This window comes from Streptomyces sp. NPDC048288 (assembly GCF_043201555.1).
Lineage (GTDB): Bacteria > Actinomycetota > Actinomycetes > Streptomycetales > Streptomycetaceae > Streptomyces.
Genome location: NZ_JBICZD010000003.1, coordinates 712,886 through 726,621, shown reverse-complemented (window position 1 = coordinate 726,621; position 13,736 = coordinate 712,886). Strand labels below are relative to the sequence as shown.

At 71.7% G+C, this 13,736-nt stretch carries 10 protein-coding genes; 8 read left to right on the top strand and 2 right to left on the bottom strand.

Going from position 1 to position 13,736, the window contains the following annotated elements:
- Position 1: 1 nt before the first annotated feature.
- Complete coding sequence (locus tag ACGFZS_RS14655) at positions 2-1,588, bottom strand: sigma-70 family RNA polymerase sigma factor (RefSeq protein WP_393795329.1); 1,587 nt, start codon at positions 1,586-1,588, stop codon at positions 2-4.
- A gap of 272 nt (positions 1,589-1,860) precedes the next feature.
- On the opposite strand from ACGFZS_RS14655, the gene ACGFZS_RS14650 reads away from it, so the two are divergent.
- The 5 genes from ACGFZS_RS14650 to ACGFZS_RS14630 all read left to right on the top strand — a co-directional run bounded on the left by ACGFZS_RS14650 (position 1,861) and on the right by ACGFZS_RS14630 (position 8,154).
- On the top strand, positions 1,861-2,211 hold the full coding sequence (locus ACGFZS_RS14650; RefSeq protein WP_393662550.1) for an SsgA family sporulation/cell division regulator: 351 nt from the start codon (positions 1,861-1,863) through the stop codon (positions 2,209-2,211).
- A gap of 228 nt (positions 2,212-2,439) precedes the next feature.
- Complete coding sequence (locus ACGFZS_RS14645; RefSeq protein WP_393795328.1) at positions 2,440-5,385, top strand: hypothetical protein; 2,946 nt, start codon at positions 2,440-2,442, stop codon at positions 5,383-5,385.
- On the top strand, positions 5,382-6,425 hold the full coding sequence (locus tag ACGFZS_RS14640) for a prepilin peptidase (RefSeq protein ID WP_393795327.1): 1,044 nt from the start codon (positions 5,382-5,384) through the stop codon (positions 6,423-6,425). The genes ACGFZS_RS14645 and ACGFZS_RS14640 overlap by 4 nt, the downstream gene beginning before the upstream one ends.
- Before the next feature lie 72 nt (positions 6,426-6,497).
- Positions 6,498-7,697 carry a cyclic dehypoxanthinyl futalosine synthase gene (gene mqnC, locus ACGFZS_RS14635; protein WP_359210281.1) on the top strand — a complete coding sequence of 400 codons (1,200 nt, stop codon included), beginning with the start codon at positions 6,498-6,500 and terminating at the stop codon, positions 7,695-7,697.
- A gap of 7 nt (positions 7,698-7,704) precedes the next feature.
- Positions 7,705-8,154, top strand: a complete 450-nt coding sequence (locus ACGFZS_RS14630; RefSeq protein WP_393795326.1) for a hypothetical protein — start codon at positions 7,705-7,707, stop codon at positions 8,152-8,154.
- 63 nt (positions 8,155-8,217) lie between these two features.
- Here ACGFZS_RS14630 and ACGFZS_RS14625 read toward each other — a convergent pair whose 3' ends face one another.
- Positions 8,218-9,264, bottom strand: a complete 1,047-nt coding sequence (locus ACGFZS_RS14625) for a chitinase (RefSeq protein WP_393795325.1) — start codon at positions 9,262-9,264, stop codon at positions 8,218-8,220.
- A 305-nt stretch (positions 9,265-9,569) separates the two neighbouring features.
- Between ACGFZS_RS14625 and ACGFZS_RS14620 the strand changes: the two genes are divergently transcribed.
- Genes ACGFZS_RS14620 through ACGFZS_RS14610 form a run of 3 tightly spaced genes read left to right on the top strand, consistent with a single transcriptional unit; the run spans position 9,570 to position 13,724 of the window.
- A complete protein-coding gene (locus ACGFZS_RS14620; protein ID WP_393795324.1) occupies positions 9,570-9,956 on the top strand; it encodes a hypothetical protein in 387 nt (128 codons plus the stop codon).
- A 22-nt stretch (positions 9,957-9,978) separates the two neighbouring features.
- On the top strand, positions 9,979-12,426 hold the full coding sequence (locus ACGFZS_RS14615; RefSeq protein ID WP_393795323.1) for a bifunctional polysaccharide deacetylase/glycosyltransferase family 2 protein: 2,448 nt from the start codon (positions 9,979-9,981) through the stop codon (positions 12,424-12,426).
- Positions 12,426-13,724, top strand: a complete 1,299-nt coding sequence (locus ACGFZS_RS14610) for an acyltransferase (RefSeq protein WP_393795322.1) — start codon at positions 12,426-12,428, stop codon at positions 13,722-13,724. The genes ACGFZS_RS14615 and ACGFZS_RS14610 overlap by 1 nt, the downstream gene beginning before the upstream one ends.
- The last annotated feature ends 12 nt before the right edge of the window (positions 13,725-13,736 follow it).

Here is a 13,736-nt window from a genome sequence, read left to right as displayed (position 1 = left end):
GTCACCCGTCCTTCTCGGACGCCTGGTCCCGCTGCGCCGGGATCCGCGCGTCGGACTCGGCCCCGGCTCCTCTGCCGCCGTTGCCCTTGTGACCGTTGCCCTTTCCCTTGCCCTTCCCGTTGTGATCGCCGTTGCCGTTGCCGTTGCCGCCGGTGTCGCTCGGCGGGGGCGGGCAGTCGTCGTCCGGCGGGGTGACCGGGTCGGTGGGCTCGGCGGGCGGGGGGTCCACGGGGGCCGGGTCGGTCGGCTCGGCGGGCGGAGTGGGGTCCTCCGACGCGGCCGGAGGAGACGGAGGGGCCGGTTCGGTGGGTTCGGCCGGGGGAGTGGGATCCGCGGGCTGCGAGGGAGACGGCGAGGGGGACGGCGCGGTCGTCTCGGGCGGCGCCGCGGTGTCGCCGCCCCCGTCGTCCCCGCCGCTCCCGGAGCCACTTCCGCCGGGGACCGGCGTGACCCCGGTCGTGTCCGACGGCCCGGACCCGACCGTACGCACCGGACCGGCCGCGCCCTCGGCCGTCCCCGCGCCGTCGCTCCCCTCCGCGACCGCCGCCGGCTCCGTCGTGGGGACGTCCGTCGGCACCGCCGGTGTCCCGGCCACCGGCACCTGGGCCACCGGCGCGTCCGCGACCGGAGTCCGTTGGGCGGGGACCGAGGAGGATTGGCCCGGGCCGAGGATGAGCACCAGCGCCGCCGCGCCGACCACCATGGCGCCCGCCGCGACCACCACGGGCGCCTTCGTACCGCCGACGGTGGTGGCCTGCCGTACACCGTGCAGCAGCCCGCCTCCGCCGCCGCCCGCGCCGGCGTGCGCGCCCGCCGAGGCCCCGGCGGCGGTCAGGGTCAGCAGGAACTTCCCCGCCGCCCCGCCGACCGCGAACACCAGCAGGGCGGGACCGGCCAGCGCGGGCAACCGGTCGTTGGCGCGCATCAGGGCGGCGAGCCGGGTCCGGCAGTCCTCGCAGGTGTCGACATGGCCGAGCAGCCGGTCGGACTGACGCTCCGTCGCGGCGCCGCGCACATACGCGGGCATCCGGCTCCAGTGGACCTGGCAGGCGGGATCGTCCGGGGCGCCGGTCTGGGTGCGCAGGAAGGCCTGCCGCATGCCCTCGCGGGCGCGGTGCAGGAGTACGGCGGTGGCGCCCTCCTTGGTGCCCAGCTGCGGCCCGATCTGCGCGAGCGGCTGTCCCTCCGCCTCCGCCAGCCACAGCGCCTTGACCCAGCGTTCGGGGAGCTGGGCCAGTACGCGCACGAGGAGGTCGACCGAGGAGACCTGCTCGGCGGGGTCGTCCCCGTGGCGGCCGGCCTCGGCGGGCTCGTCCTCGTGCGGATCCCGGGGCATCTCGCGGGTCGCCCCGCTCGCCGCGTACGCGAGATGCCGGACCGTCGTCGTCAGGTACGCCGACACGTTGTCGATCTCGTGCCCCTCGGCGAGCCGCCGCCAGACCCTGAAGTGCGCCTCGGCGACCAGGTCTTCGGCGAGCCAGGCGTTCCTGGTGAGGGAGCGGGCGTACGCGACGAGACGCGGCTGCTGTTCCTCGTAGATCCGGGCGTAGGCGGTGGTGCTGATCACTGCAGAGGAACCGTCGTGCATGGCGGAACGCTCCAGTTGCCGGGCGTGGGGCGGGGAAAGGGTTTGTCAGGGTAGATGGCAAAACTTTCAAGCACAGTTTCAAGCGCATCAAGAAGTGACACAAGTCACTCAACTCGCGTGCGTTTCCCGCGTAATCAACCGGCCGCGGGCTGCTCTCACTTATGCGACCACGCGCACGACCACTTGTACGACCGCTCGCACGACCACTTGTACGACCGCTCGCACGACCACTTGTACGACCACTTGCAGGACCGCACCCCCGGAGAAGACCCGTGCCCATCACGCTAGAGCAGCCCACCGGCGCCCGCCTGCTCACCGCCGACGAGCAGGAGGTGGCGGTCCCCGCGACCCTCCGCTACACCTCGGCCGACCCGCAGGCCGTGCACTTCGTCTTCCCGCCGTGGATCTCCCTGGACGGCGAGGAGGTCACCTGGACCTTCGCGCGGGCTTTGCTCCAGGAGGGCCTGGAGACCCCCGCCGCCCTCGGCAACGTGCAGGTGCGGCCATACGGCCCCGCGCGCACGGTCGTCGAACTCCGCGCGGAGGAAGGGGTGGCGGCGATCAGCTTCCCCACGGCGGTCCTCACCCGTTTCCTGCTGTCGTCGCTGCGGGTCGGCGGTTGACCGGCGCGCGGGGGAGTGTGCGGAGTGTGTGGAGGGGTGGTGTGCGCCCCTGGAGGGACAAGTCCCCTTATTCGGGTGTTCGTTGACGAAAGGGGCTAATCGGGGCGGCTGTTGGCCGCTCTGCCCTTCGACGCTGTCAGTCCCAGTCAATAGGATCGTCGGTGGGGGCTCGGTAGGCTCGTCGCGCCCCCGGCCCACCTCCTCCCCACACGACCCAGGACACCCGCCATGGCGCGACGCAGCACATCAGGCTCGACGGGGAACCCGTCGGGTCCGCGGAACCGGACCCCGCAGCCGGTGCGGCTGCGTCGGCGTACGTTCGGGGACTTCGTCAAGGCGTTCCTCGCCTTCGTGGCGCTGCTCCTGCTCGTCGTCGGTGTCCCCGGCGCCCTCGCGGTCACCGTCGGCTGGCCCCTGCCGACCAGCGCGCCCAGCATGGACTGGCTGTCGCAGCCGATCGGCGTCGACACCTTCCTCAACACGCTGACGGTCATCGTCTGGCTGGCCTGGGCCCAGTTCACGGCCTGTGTGCTGGTCGAGGTCAAGGCGGCCCTCTCCGGCGTCGGCCTGCCCAGCCGGGTCCCCGGCGCCGGCCCCAGCCAGCTGCTCGCCCGGCAACTCGTCGCCGCGCTGCTGCTGCTCGGCGCCACCGCCGCCAGCTTCACCCCCGGCCTCTCGCAGCTCGGCCACAGCCTGGAGGGCAACCAGAAGGGCACGGTGGCCACCGCCCAGGCGACCCCCGGCATCCTCGCCCAGCAGCAGGAGCAGGCGAAGAGCACCGCCGCCGCCCTCGCCGAACAGGCCGGCCATGTCGCGGCCCAGGCCGAGCAGAGCGGCACCGGCGCGCACGGCGCCACGAAGTACTACCGGATCCAGCCGCCCGAGGGCCGCCACCACGACTCCCTGTGGGAGATAGCGCAGCGCCACCTCGGCGACGGCCGCCGGTACAAGGAGATCTACGAGCTCAACAAGGACCGCGTCCAGCCCGACGGCTCCCGGCTCTCCGAGGCCAGCCTCATCCGCCCCGGCTGGATCATGGAGATGCCCGGCGACGCCCACGGCGGCGAACTCGTCGAGAACCCCGACGCGCATGTCTCGCCGCACCTCCAGCAGCAGATCGGCGACTACGCCCGGACCGGCGACCACGCCCAGCGGCAGGGCGGGCAGCACGCGGGCGGCGACGGCGCCACCGCCCAGATCACCGTGCCCGCCCAGCGCCCCGCGGGCGACGGCGGCGGTACGGCCGCGCACGCCCACGAAGCCGCCCACCAGACCTCCGGCGACTCCTCCTTCGGGCTGCCCGAGGCCCTCCTCGGCGCCCCGCTGCTCGCCGCCGGCCTGCTCGCCGCCCTCGGCCGCCGGCGCCGGCAGGCCCTGTGGCAGTCGGCGCTCGGCGCCGTCGGCGGCCGGCGCGGCATGGAGCCGCCCACCCCGACCGGCGACGCCCAGGACGTCCAGGACGCCCTGCTGGTGGGCGCCGACCCGGAGGGCGTACGGCTGCTCGACCGGTCGCTGCGCGGACTGGCCGCCGCCCTCGCCGCCGAGTCCCGGCACCTGCCCGTCGTCTACGCGGCCTGGCTCAGCCACGGCGATCTGCACCTCCAGCTCGCCCAGCCGTCCGGGAACCCGCCGGCGCCCTGGCAGCCCGGCCAGGACCCCACGTTCTGGACGCTGTCCCGCGCGGACGCCGCCCGCTACGAGGACACCGACACCGCCGCGCCGTACCCCGGCCTGGTCAGCCTCGGCACCATGGACGACTCACGGCTGCTGCTCAACCTGGAGGCCGTGCCCGGCATCGTCTCGCTGAGCGGCCGCGAGGCCGACCGGGCCGCCCTGTTCGCCTCGGTCGCCGCCGAACTCGCCACCAACGGCTGGTCGGACCGGATGACCATCACCCTCGTCGGCTTCGGCGCCGACCTCACCCCGCTCGCCCCGAACCGGCTGCGCCATCTCGACGACGTGGACGCGCTGTTCGAGACGATGGAGGCGGAGACCCGGCAGCGGCGCGGCGCGCTCGGCGCCGCCGGCCACGACTCGGTCCTCGTCGGCCGCACCGGCCCGGCCCAGCACACCCGTTGGGCCCCGCACCTCGTGCTGCTCGCCGGCCGGCCGTCCGCCGAGGACGCGCTGCGGCTCGCCGAACTCGCCGCCGACGCCGGCCGGCTGGGCATCGGCTACCTGGTCGGCACCGACACCGGCGACCTGCCCGGCGCCGCCTGGGCGATGGAGGTCACCCCGGAGGGCAAGCTCCTCGCCCCGCTCCTCGGCCTCGAACTCGACGCCCAACTGCTGCCCGCCGTTCAGCAGCGCGCGGTCGTCGAGCTGTTCGTCGAGGCCGACCCCGAGCGCGACCCCGACGGGCCGACCAACGCGCCGCCGTTCCTCGTCGACATCAGCGAGCAGGGCCGGCCGGCCGTGTACGCGCGGCTCGTCGGGCCGTACGAGATCATCGGCCTCGACACCCCCGACGGCGAGCGCAGCGCCCTGCTCCACGAGGCCCTCGCCCTGCTCCTGCTGCACCGCGAGGGCGTGCACCCGCGCGTGCTGTCGTCCGCGCTGTGGCCGCGCGGGGTGACGGAGGACGTCCGTGACGCCCTCCTGGAGCGACTGCGCGGCTGGCTGGGCACCGACCCCGACGGCAGCCCGCGGCTGCGGACCGACGCGACCGGACGGCTCGTGCTCGCCAAGACCGTCGTCTCCGACCTGGACGTGCTGCGCTCCCTCTACCACGAGGCCACCCAGGGCAAGGGCGTCGACAGCCGCGCGGTCCGCGGCCGGCTCCTCACCGACGCGCTCGTCCTGGTCCGCGGCCCGCTGCTCGCCGACCGCGCGGAGGGCCGCTACCGCTGGCTCACCCACGAGATCATCGACGCCCAGCTGCCGCTGCTCGTCGCCGACATCGGCCTCGCCCTCTCCGCGTTCCACCTGGAGAAGGACCGTGCGGAGAAGGCGATCGAGGCGCTCGGCGCGGCACTGAAGACCGCCGCGGCGGACGAGCGCCTCTGGAACGAGCTGCTGCGCGCCACGCACGCCACCGGCGACCCCGACCGGGTGCGCGCCCTCGCCGCCGACCTCATCGCCCGCAGCGGTGCCCGGGGCCTGCCCCCGCGCACCGAGGCCCTCCTCGACGAACTCCTCCCGACCTGGCGCGACGGCGCCGCCGCGACGGGATGACCGCCCTGGACGCCCTAGACCTCGCCCTGCCCGTCACCGCCGCCCTCTGGGGCGCGGCGACGGGCACCCTCCTGCCCCGCGCCGCCTACCGCTTCTCCACACCGGCCGGGCAGGACTGGCGCACCCACTGCCCCACCGGCCACCCCCTCCGAGGCTGGCTCGGCCCCACCCCTTGCCCCACCTGCCCAACCCCCACCCCGACCGAGGACTCGACACCCACCGAACCCACCGCCGCACCGGCAGCCGCCGACGGCGAATCCGCTGCTCCCGCCGACGGCGAACCCGCAGCCGACGCACCCTCAGCCGCCGCACCCGCACCCGCAGCCGACGCACCCGCAGCCCCCACCGCCGCACCCGCACCCGCCCCCGGTGAACCCGCAGCCCCCACCGCCGAACCCGCAGCCGCCGACGGTGAGGACGCACCACAGGGGCCACCCGCACCCGACGACGAAAGTCGCACGGGTGGTGCGGGTGGGAAAACAAAATCCGCAACCCCCCACCACCCCGCACCCACCACTCTCGCCCTGACCACCGCCCTGACCTGCACCGCCCTCGCCCTCGCCACCGGCCCCCGCCCCGAACTCGCCGTCTGGCTCCTCCTCGCCCCCGTCGGCGTCCTCCTCGCGGTCGTAGACTTCCGCGTCCAGCGCCTCCCCGACCCCCTCACCCTCCCCCTCGCGGCCACCGCCCTCGCCCTCCTCGGCCTGGCCGCCCTGCTCCCCGAGCACGCCGGCCACTGGCGCACCTCCCTCTACGCGGCCCTGGCCCTCGGCGCCGGCTACTTCCTGCTCTTCCTCATCAACCCCGGCGGCATGGGCTTCGGCGACGTGAAGCTCGCCCTCGGCACCGGCGCAGCCCTCGGCTGGTACGGCTGGCCCACCGTCCTGCTCGGCACCTTCGCCGGGTTCCTGCTCGGCGCCCTGTACGGCGGCGCGCTCGTCGTCGTACGGCGGGCCGGCCGCAAGACGGCGATCGCGTTCGGGCCGTTCCTGATCGCGGGCGCGTTCGCGGGCCTGTTGGTCGGCGCGTACACAGCCTGAGGTCAGGCGGCGACAGGCCCTGGCGTAGGCTGGTTCGGTCCGCCCACAACCCCTGCCGAAAGGGACGCCCCGGTGACCGAGAAGGCCGACCTCCAGTCCGTTCTCGACCGTGCCGCCGCCGGTGGGCGGATCACCCCGGAAGAGGCGCTCGACCTCTACCGCGACGCGCCCCTGCACGCGCTGGGCGCCGCCGCCGACGCCGTACGCCGCCGCAGGTACGCCGGTACCGAGCACATCGCGACGTACATCATCGAGCGGAACATCAACTACACGAACGTCTGCGTCACGGCGTGCAAGTTCTGCGCCTTCTACGCGGCCCCCAAGGACAAGGACAAGGGCTGGACCCGCGACCTCGACGACATCCTGCGCCGCTGCGCGGAGACGGTCGAGCTGGGCGGCACCCAGATCATGTTCCAGGGCGGCCACCACCCCGACTTCGGCGTCGAGTACTACGAGAAGCACTTCAAGGCGATCAAGGACGCGTTCCCGCAGCTGGTCATCCACTCCCTCGGCGCGTCCGAGGTCGAGCACATGGCCCGGATCTCCGGGGTCTCCGTCGAGGAGGCCATCACCCGGATCCACGAGGCCGGCCTGGACTCCTTCGCGGGCGCCGGCGCGGAACTCCTCCCCGCACGCCCCCGCAAGGCCATCGCGCCCCTCAAGGAGAGCGGCGAGCGCTGGCTGGAGATCATGGAGACGGCCCACAAGCTGGGCGTCGAGTCCACCTCGACCATGCTCATGGGCACCGGCGAGACCAACGCCGAGCGCATCGAGCACCTCCGCATGATCCGGGACGTCCAGGACCGCACCGGCGGCTTCCGGGCCTTCATCCCGTACACCTACCAGCCCGAGAACAACCACCTGAAGGGCCGCACGCAGGCCACGCTCTTCGAGTACCTGCGGATGATCGCGATCGCGCGGATCTTCATGGACAACATCGCCCACATCCAGGGCTCCTGGCTGACGACGGGCAAGGAGGTCGGCCAGCTCTCGCTCCACTACGGCGCGGACGACCTCGGCTCGATCATGCTGGAGGAGAACGTCGTCTCCTCGGCCGGCGCCAAGCACCGCTCCAACCGCCTGGAGATCATCGACCTGATCCGCAAGGCGGACCGGGTCCCGGCCCAGCGTGCCACCACCTACGAGCACCTCGTCGTCCACGACGACCCGGCGAACGACCCGGTCGACGAGCGCGTGATGTCCCACATCTCGTCCACGGCGATCGAGGGCGGCACGGCCCACCCGGAGTTGAAGCTCCTCGCCTCCAACTGACCCGACCGTGGAGACGATGCACACGGCGGACCAGGTCTTCGTCACCTGGGCCGCCGAGCCGATCGAGAACGGCGCCGTGGTGGTCGTACGGGACCGGATCGGCGCCGTCGGGACGTACGACGACCTCCGCGCCCGCTTCCCCCAGGCACGCCTGCGCACCTGGCCGGGCACCCTCGGCCCCGCCCGCGTCCACGACGGCCCCCTCCCGGACGCCCCCAGCCCGCGCGAGCGGGTGCACGCGGTACTGAAACTGGGGGCGACGGCGGTCCTGGAGCGGTATGTGGATGCGCCCGAGCTGCGGGCGGCCGCGGACCGCAACGATGTCGTGGTCCTGCCGGCCACGCCCCTCAAGCCGACCCTCACCGAGACGGCCCGAGCCGACCTGGCGGCGTTCGACGAGACGGGCCAGTGCATCGCGACGATCTGCGCCGGCCGCCTTGTTCATAGACGCAAGTAGCGAGCGCCCCGAAAGGGGCGCGAGGAACTGCGCGCTCAACCCCCACCGGCCCGCAGCCAACACTCAACCCGCGAACGCCTTCCCGAACGCCCCCGAACTCTGCGTCACGCCACTGCAGTCCGTCGCCGCGTCATCCTGCGAAGCAGACCCGCTCTCACACTGCACATCCCGGAACGTCGACCACATCGACACCCACGCGACCCCCTTCTCCTCCGCGAACGCCCGCACATCGGCCGCGTCCGACAGCGAGAACGTCTCCCCGTCGACGTCGTTCACCCCGATCATCGAGGTCAGCGCCATCCCGCCCCACGCCCCCGCGTCGGACAGCCCGAACACCTTCTTCAGCTGCTTCTGCGTGGCCTTCGCCGAGGTGACCGCGTAGTCGCCCATGTCCTCGTCGTAGGACTCGCCGTAGTTCATGGTCATGATGTTGACCGTCGAGACCTGCACGTCGTACTTGTTCGCGGACTCCAGCAGCGCCAGGCCGTCGGAGTCGAGCCCGGACGGCATCACGGGCAGGGTGAAGGAGACCTCCAGGTCCGGCCGGTCCTTCTGGAGCTGCGCGATCGCCTCCGACCGCAGGGCGACCGAGTCGGAGTCGGTGAGGGTGTCGCCCTCGATGTCGAAGTCGGCCTGGGTGGAGCCCGCGGCGTCCAGCGCGGCCCCGTACGCCGCCGCCAGTTTCGACGCGCTGGAGCACGTCGTCGCCAGCTCCTTCCCGGAGGCCCCGCCGAAGGACACCCGGACCGTCGCGCCACCCTCCTTCAGCGCGGAGATCCGCGACTTCACGGCCGAACTGCCGATCGCCGTCGTCCCGTTCCACTTCGGCGTGCAGCTGCTGCCGCTGGAGATCACGAAGGCGAGGTTGTACGTCGACGGCGCCCCCGCGTCGTCCGTGTCGGCCGCCTCCGTCGCGCTGACGTAGGGCGCGTACGCCGTCCCCGACGTGCTCGACGTGTCCGACCCGTCGGACTCGCTCGGCGAGGCCGAGGCCTGCTTCGGCGGCGCGGGAGCCGCGTCCGACGTGCCGTCGGAGCCCGAGGAGCACCCTGTCACTGCCATGGCAAACAGGCAGGTAAGCCCAGCAGCCGGCCTCAGGAAACCCCGCATTAAGATGCACCCGCTCTCGTGATTTGTGTCTCAAGCTCGAAACAAAGCCTGATTCCAAAGGAAAACGTCTCACACGTACATGGTGTTCAACTGTTCGGCGGATACATAGAAAACTCATGGAACGAAGCCGCTGAAACGGGTGAATCGGTCATCGCAAAAGGGGTGTTGAGGTAGGTTCCCCACCCCTACCGCTCCCGCAGCTGTTCACAGAATCTCTCAGCCAAAAGACAGGTTAAGGGGATTCTCATGGTCACCTCACAAGAACTCCGAAGGCGGTCACATAAAGACTCCCTAATATCCGAGGAATGCAATCCGAGCCTGCCATCGAAAGCCGCGCCAGCATGCGCGGTCGCCGCCGCAAACAAGGCAACGGGTCTGCCGAGGGGCCCGTCTTCGTCGACTCGTCCGGCCGCCGGTCCAAGGTCCTGCGCCGTGTCGGCCTCCTCCTCGGCGTCGTCTGTCTCGCCTACACGGGAGTGCTCGGCGCCGCCTTCATGGGCTGGGGGACCTCGCTCACCCCGGACTCGCTGATCCCCGACTTCGCACGCGGCGGCAGCGCCCCCGGCGGCGAGCGCCCGCAGGGCGGCATCGGCCGTCAGATCGGCGCACCCAGCGGCCGCCCGTCGGCCCCGCCGTCCGCCACCCCGACCACCGCCACCCCGTCCGCCTCCGCATCCGCCACCGCCGACTGACCGGAAACGCAGGCCTCTCCCCATGACTACACCGACGTCCTCACGCGGCCGCAGGCGCGCCCCCTCCCGTATCGAGCGGGCGGCGGGCCGGGCCGCGGCGCTGCAGAAACCACGTGTCATCCTCGCGCTGCTGATTCTGCTGGCGCTGACCTGCGTGATGCTGCTCGACGGCTATCTGCGCGCAGAGGTCGGCGGCGACAACCGGGTCCGCAGCGGCGCCAGTTCCAGCAAGGTGCCGGACAAGATCCTCGACGGCGGCCCGATCCTCACCTTCCGGGGCGGCCAGGCGACCACCGTCTCCGTCCCCTCCAAGACCATCGCGCTCACCTTCGACGACGGCCCCAACCCGACCTGGACCCCGCAGGTCCTCAAGATCCTTGAGGAGAACGACGTACCGGGTACGTTCTTCCTGGTCGGCTCGATGGTGTCGCGCTACCCGAGCATCGTGAAGTCGATGGTCCAGCAGGGCAACGAGGTGGGCATCCACACCTTCACGCACGTCGACCTGTCGTACCAGAGCGACGCCCGGGTCAACCGCGAGATGCAGCAGACCCAGCTGGCGCTCGCCGGCGCGGCCGGCATCACGACGACCCTCTTCCGCGCGCCGTACTCCTCCGAGACCGACGCCATCGACAACTACAGCTGGCCCGTCTACCAGAAGCTCGGCAAGGAGGGCTACACCAGCGTCTTCGTCGACACCGACAGCGACGACTGGAAGAAGCCGGGCGTCTCGAAGATCATCAAGTGGGCCACGCCGAAGAAGAACAAGGGCGCCTCGGTGCTCTTCCACGACGCCGGCGGCGAGCGCTCGCAGACGATCAAGGCGCTGCCGACGTACATCAAGAAGATGAAGGCGAAGGGCTACACCTTCACCACCATCAGCGGGGTCATCGAGAAGCGGAACGCCGCGAACCGGGCGTCCGCCGCCGCGAGCAACGGCACGAGCGGCACGAGCGGGACGGGTGGCACGAGCGGCACCGGTGGTCAGACCGCCACCGGGGTCACCGAGGCAGGCGCGCTCGCCGGCACGGGCACGGGCAACGCACCGGTCGGCGAGGGCGGCACCGCCCCGAACGGCGAGGGCGGGGGCACCGGCACCGCGCCGAACGGCCAGAACGGTCAGAGCGGCCAGAACGGTTCCACCTCCACCACCGCCCGTCTCCAGGCGGCCCACCGCACCGCCACCGGCATGACCCTCTACGAGGGCAAGGCGCTCATCGTGGCGGTCGCGATCGCCGAATGGGCCCTGCCGGTCCTCTCCTACCTGCTGCTCGTCGTCGGCGTCGCGGTCATGGGCCGCTTCGGGATGATGCTGCTCATCGCCCGCCGTCACTACAGACAGCGCAACAAACGCCGCTTCAGCTGGGGTCCGACGGTCACCGGCCCGGTGAGCGTGATCGTCCCGGCGTACAACGAGAAGGAGTGCATCGCCAACACCCTGGAGTCGCTGGCGCAGAGCACCCACCCGATCGAGGTCATCGTCGTCGACGACGGTTCCACGGACGGCACCTCGGAGATCGCCCGCGCCGCCGCCGACAAGCTCGGCATGGCCAACGTCCGGGTCATCCGGCAGGAGAACGCGGGCAAGCCGGCCGCCCTCAACAACGGTGTCCGCAACGCCACGTACGACATCGTCATCATGATGGACGGCGACACCGTCTTCGAGCCGGACGCGGTGCACCAGCTGGTGCAGCCCTTCGCCGACCCCGAGGTCGGCGCGGTCGCCGGCAACGCCAAGGTCGGCAACCGCAACACGGTCATCGGCGCCTGGCAGCACATCGAGTACGTGATGGGCTTCAACCTGGACCGCCGCATGTACGACCTGCTGCGCTGCATGCCCACCATCCCCGGCGCGATCGGCGCGTTCCGCCGCGACGCGGTCCTCCAGGTCGGCGGGATGAGCGAGGACACCCTCGCCGAGGACACCGACATCACCATCGCCATGCACCGCGCGGGCTGGCGGGTCGTCTACCAGGAGCACGCCAAGGCCTGGACGGAGGCGCCCGGTTCGCTCAAGCAGCTGTGGTCCCAGCGCTACCGCTGGTCCTACGGCACCATGCAGGCGCTGTGGAAGCACCGCAAGTCCCTGACGGACAAGGGTCCCTCGGGCCGCTTCGGCCGGGTCGGCATGCCCCTGGTGGTCCTCTTCCAGATCGTCACGCCGGTCTTCGCGCCCCTCATCGACGTCTTCACGGTCTACTCCATGATCTTCGTCGACTTCGAGGCGGCCCTGCTCGCCTGGCTCGCCGTCCTCGGCATCCAGCTGGCCTGCGCCGCCTACGCGTTCCGCCTCGACAAGGAGCAGTACCGCTACCTGCTGATGATGCCGCTCCAGCAGCTCGCCTACCGTCAGATGATGTACCTGGTCCTCATCCACTCCTGCATCACCGCTCTCACCGGCGGCCGCCTGCGCTGGCAGAAGCTCAAGCGCACCGGCGAGGTCGGCACCCCGGCGGGGGTGAGCGGCTGATGAGCTGGGACCAGCAGCAGAACCCGTACCAGCAGCAGGGCTACGGCTACGACTACAACCCGAACCCGTACGGCGGCCAGCAGCAGTACGCGCAGCAGCCGTACCCGCAGCAACAGCAGTACGTCGACTACGGCTACACCCCGGCCGCGGACCAGACGGCTCCGCTCCCGCCGGTGGTGGAGCCGGAGCCCGCGCCCGAGCAGGAACCGGCGCCCGTGGTCGAGGAACCGCGGCCCGGGCCCGCCCCCGACCCGCGGTCCAAGCCCGCCGGGCGCGACCGCTACTTCGACACGCTCCGCGCGGTCGCCCTGATCCGGGTCGTCACCTATCACACCTTCGGGTGGGCCTGGTGCGGGATGGTCTTCCCCTCCATGGGCATCATGTTCGGCCTGGCCGGCACCCTGATGGCGAAGTCCCTGGAGCGCCCCGCGCTCAAGGTCGTGAAGAGCCGCCTGCGCCGTCTCCTGCCTCCCTTCTGGTTCTGGGGTGTCTTCGTCGTCCTGGCGATGCTGATCCACGACTGGATGCCCGGCTGGCAGATCGTCTACTGGGTCGTGCCGCTCGGCGACCCGCCGGGCAACGCGTGGGGCGAGCAGGCCTGGGAGATCCTCTGGTACCTGCGGACGTACCTGTGGTTCGTCCTGCTCTCCCCGGCCCTGCTGTGGCTCTTCCGCAAGGCCCCGATCCCGGTGCTGCTGGGCTCGCTGGCCCCGATCCTCGTCCTGAACTTCGTCTGGTCGGGCCCGGACAACCGCTTCGGCAGCGCCCTGTGGGACCTGTCGACGTACCTCTTCTGCTGGATCCTCGGCTTCGCGCACCGCGACGGCGTGCTCCAGCGGATGAAGCCGGCCCTGGTGGTCGTCGCCTCGCTCGCCGCGGTGGCGTACGGCGGCTGGTACGCCTTCGCGCACCAGGCCGACTTCGGGACCTACGACCTGGACGAGAACCCCCTCGCGCAGGCCTTCTGGTCGGCCGGGTTCGTGATGCTGCTGATGTGGGCGAAGGCCTACTTCAAGATCGACTTCGCCTGGCTGGCCCGCTTCCGGCGACTCGACCGGACGGTCACGGTCTTCAACGCCCGCGCGGTGACGATCTACCTCTGGCACGAGATCGCGCTGATCCTGGCGGTCCCGCTGATCGACCAGATGTGGAACGTGCCCGCGTTCGAGAAATGGCTCCCGCTGGACAGCCAGTGGTTCATGTTCGGCGTCGGCTGGATCCTGATCGCGGTGTTCATCGTGATGTGCGGCTGGGTGGAGGACGTGGCCGCGAAGAAGAAGCCCAAGCTTCTTCCGTGACGGCGTGCTGCA

What these genes read in the sequence shown, in the direction of transcription:
- ACGFZS_RS14655 (WP_393795329.1), bottom strand. Translation starts at nt 1,588, where the DNA reads ATGCACGACGGTTCCTCTGCAGTGATCAGCACCACCGCCTACGCCCGG.
- ACGFZS_RS14645 (WP_393795328.1), top strand. Translation starts at nt 2,440, where the DNA reads ATGGCGCGACGCAGCACATCAGGCTCGACGGGGAACCCGTCGGGTCCG.
- ACGFZS_RS14640 (WP_393795327.1), top strand. Translation starts at nt 5,382, where the DNA reads ATGACCGCCCTGGACGCCCTAGACCTCGCCCTGCCCGTCACCGCCGCC.
- ACGFZS_RS14615 (WP_393795323.1), top strand. Translation starts at nt 9,979, where the DNA reads ATGACTACACCGACGTCCTCACGCGGCCGCAGGCGCGCCCCCTCCCGT.
- ACGFZS_RS14625 (WP_393795325.1), bottom strand. Translation starts at nt 9,264, where the DNA reads ATGCGGGGTTTCCTGAGGCCGGCTGCTGGGCTTACCTGCCTGTTTGCC.
- ACGFZS_RS14620 (WP_393795324.1), top strand. Translation starts at nt 9,570, where the DNA reads ATGCAATCCGAGCCTGCCATCGAAAGCCGCGCCAGCATGCGCGGTCGC.
- ACGFZS_RS14610 (WP_393795322.1), top strand. Translation starts at nt 12,426, where the DNA reads ATGAGCTGGGACCAGCAGCAGAACCCGTACCAGCAGCAGGGCTACGGC.